This window comes from Mesorhizobium sp. M7A.F.Ca.CA.003.01.2.1, from assembly GCF_003998945.1.
Taxonomy (GTDB): domain Bacteria; phylum Pseudomonadota; class Alphaproteobacteria; order Rhizobiales; family Rhizobiaceae; genus Mesorhizobium; species Mesorhizobium ciceri.
This window is the reverse complement of sequence record NZ_RZRA01000667.1, coordinates 1-3259: the sequence shown is the minus strand read 5'-3', so window position 1 is coordinate 3259 and position 3259 is coordinate 1. Positions and strand designations below refer to the sequence as shown.

The 3259-nt window shown below is 61.6% G+C and carries 3 protein-coding genes and 1 pseudogene; all 4 read right to left on the bottom strand.

The window, feature by feature from the left end; all coding sequences use genetic code 11:
• A pseudogene (locus tag EN969_RS23355) lies at positions 1-564 on the bottom strand (polyribonucleotide nucleotidyltransferase); the annotation flags it as partial.
• A 278-nt stretch (positions 565-842) separates the two neighbouring features.
• Positions 843-1154, bottom strand: a complete 312-nt coding sequence (rpsO, locus tag EN969_RS23350; RefSeq protein WP_269470859.1) for a 30S ribosomal protein S15 — start codon at positions 1152-1154, stop codon at positions 843-845.
• Positions 1155-1293: 139 nt separating this feature from the next.
• The gene (corA, locus tag EN969_RS23345; RefSeq protein WP_063169994.1) at positions 1294-2388 is read right to left on the bottom strand and encodes a magnesium/cobalt transporter CorA; all 1095 of its coding nucleotides are present in this window, start codon (positions 2386-2388) and stop codon (positions 1294-1296) included.
• A 44-nt stretch (positions 2389-2432) separates the two neighbouring features.
• A partial coding sequence (gene truB / locus EN969_RS23340; RefSeq protein ID WP_127419432.1) for a tRNA pseudouridine(55) synthase TruB occupies positions 2433-3259 on the bottom strand: 827 nt, incomplete at its 5' end.

The following is a 3259-nucleotide window of genomic DNA, read 5'->3' as shown; positions in this document are numbered from 1 at the left end:
CATCAGCACAGCGTCGGCGGTGCCGGCGACAACGAGGTCGAGCTTGGATTCCTGCATCTCGTCGACATGCGGGTTCAGAACGTATTCGCCGTTGATGTAGCCGACGCGGGCGCCGCCGACCGGGCCCATGAAGGGGACGCCGGAGAGCGTCAGGGCGGCCGAAGTGGCAACGATCGACAGGATGTCGGGATCGTTCTCGAGATCATGCTGGACGACGGTGACGACGATCTGGGTGTCGTTCTTGTAGCCGGAGGCGAAGAGCGGGCGGATCGGGCGGTCGATGAGGCGGGAAACCAGCGTTTCCTTCTCGCTCGGACGGCCTTCACGCTTGAAATAGCCACCCGGGATCTTGCCGGCGGCGTAGGTCTTTTCCTGGTAGTTGACGGTCAGCGGGAAGAAATCGAGGCCGGGCTTCGGCTCCTTCATCGAAACGACGGTGGCGAGGACCTTGGTCTCGCCGTAGGTGGCGAGCACCGCGCCATCAGCCTGGCGCGCGATCTTGCCGGTTTCGAGGATGAGCGGACGACCGCCCCATTCGATTTCCACTTTGTGGTGATTGAACATCTCTTGTCCTTAATATGAGGAAAGGGCCGCGCCGTTTCACGGTGCGCGGAGATGCCCTTTCCCTGGCTTCCTTTCTCGGGCAGCCACGGGCAAGACAACGGGAGGCTCGGGTGATTTCGGCGCGGTGCGCGCGCGAGCGTCCTGCAATCCTGCCCCATGACCGTCCATGGGCGGTTTCGAGTGCCCTCTGCACGATCGAAACCGGGTCTGGCCAGTCGATACGACTGGCAGAATGCGCGACCGGCGGGCTCTCCTTCGAAAGCCCGCCGGTCAATTCGTCAACGACGCAGACCGAGCTTCTCGATCAGCGTCTGGTAGCGCGCGTCGTCCTTGCGCTTGAGATAATCAAGCAGGCTGCGGCGCTGGGAGACGAGAGCAAGCAGACCACGGCGGGAATGGTTATCCTTCTTGTGGTCCTTGAAATGGTCGGTCAGGTTCTTGATGCGCTCGGAAAGGATGGCCACCTGGACTTCCGGAGACCCGGTATCGCCCTTGGCGGTTGCGAATTCACCCATCAATTCCTGTTTGCGCTCGGCAGTAATCGACATCGTGTTTTTCCTTATCTGTTTGAGGAAACGGGTCGCCCTCAGCCGGGATGTCGTCCAGCAGGGGCCGGTGCAAGCAAAGCGTCATAGCGCTAAGCTGCGGCGCATATAGTGCAATTCCCCGGAAAACACCAGCCCAATTCACAAGCCGGCTTTTCAGGCCAAAATGGCAGGTTTATCCCTGTCAAAGCCATTTCTTCCATTTGAAGAAGGCGATCAGCCCGAACGCGACAAGCGCCATGAACAGCAGCGACAAGGGATAGCCGTAGTAGGCCTTCAGTTCCGGCATGTTCCAGGGCGAAGACTCCGGATCGAAATTCATGCCCCAGATGCCGACCAGGAAGGTGAGCGGCATGAAGATGACCGAGACGATGGTGAGATAGCTGATAACGTCGTTGGTGCGCGCCTGGCTCAGCGACAGGTGCATCTCGATCAGGCCGGTCAGCATATCGCGCTGGGTCTCGACCAGCTCGATCAGCCTGAGCGCATGGTCGAGCGTGTCGTTGAGGAAGATCTTGGTCTCGGCCTTCACATAGGGCACATCGTTGCGGATCAGCGTCGCCAGCGCATCGCGCATCGGCCACAGCACGCCTTTCAGCACGTTGGCGTCACGCCGCAATTCATGCAGCTGCCGCATCTGGTGTTTGTGCGGCGAATGCAGCATCTGGTCCTCGATGCTGTCGACCATGTCACCGGCGGCCTCGATCGGCGGAAAATAGCTGTCGACGATGGCATCGATCAGCGCATAGGCAAGATAGTCGGCGCCGCGGGCGCGCAGCCGGTTGGGCGCCGAACTTTCAATGCGCTTGCGCACCGGATCGAATGGATCGCCTTCCCGCTCCTGGAAGGTAACGACGAAGTTGCTGCCGAAGAAGACGGCGATCTGCTCATAGCGGTGCGAGGTGACATCGTCGATCATCCTGACGACGACGAAGGCATGGTCCTCGAAGAAGTCGACCTTAGGCCGCTGGCCGGTGTTGACGACGTCCTCCAGCGCCAGCGGATGCAGGCTGAAAATGCGGCCGATCTCCTCGATCAGCGGGATGTTGGCGAGGCCGGTGCAGTCGAGCCAGAGGACCGGCCATTTGTGGCAATGGGTGTTGAGGTCGTCGATGCTGGCATTTTCGATAGTCTTGAATTTTTCGGGCGAGATCAGCGTCAGACGCAGTTCCGAGCGACGCGCCGACGGGTCGGCGATCAGCGTGCCGGGCGACGCACCGACCGGCGGCCGCCGCGTTTTCGCCGGTGCCCGCGTCTTCACGGTCTCAGCCTTTGCCATATTCCCCTCGTGCGAGTCCTCGCCTCGACATTAGACGACAGGAATCAACCGGCAAAGACCCGCTTGGGCTTGAACATGCCTTGCTCAATGGCACCGATGGCGACCAGCTTGCCGCGCGCCGTGGCGCAGGCTTCTTCGGCTTCCACCGGTGCGTCGCGGCCGCGGATGATGACCGGGTTGCCGAGGCGGATCTTGGTTGCCGCGTCATCGCTGATGGCGATCTGCGGCAGGCAATCGAGGGCAGCCGATGTGTCGACCAGAAGCGCATCGATGGCGTCGAAGTCGATTGGCGCTTCCACCTTGTCGGCAGCCTCTGCCTTGTCAGCGGCTTCTGTCGTGTCCGAGCTGTCGACCTCCTCCACACCGAAACGGGCGGCTTCCAGTTCGGCGATGGTGACGAAGTCTTCCGAGGTGAACGGCTCGACCTCGACCCGGCGCAATTCGGAGATGTGACCGAAGCAGCCGATGTCGCGGCCCATGTCGCGGGCCAGCGAGCGCACATAGGTGCCCTTGCCGCACTCGACCTCGAAAACAGTATGGTCGGCGCCATGCTCGACAACGTCCAGACGGCCGATCTCGATCTCTCGCGCGGGTATGTCGACCGTCGCGCCGTCGCGGGCCAGATCATAGGCGCGCTCGCCTGCGATCTTGATGGCCGAGAATTGCGGCGGCGTCTGCATGATGACGCCGGTGTATTTCGGCAGCAGGGCGAGCACTTGGGCTTCCGACGGACGCAGGTCGGATTCTTTCGTCACCGGACCTTCGAGGTCATCGGTCGAACGCTCCTGTCCCCAGGCAACGGTGAAGCGATAGATTTTGGCGCCGTCCTGCACGTAAGGCACGGTCTTGGTAGCCTCGCCAAGCGCTGTCT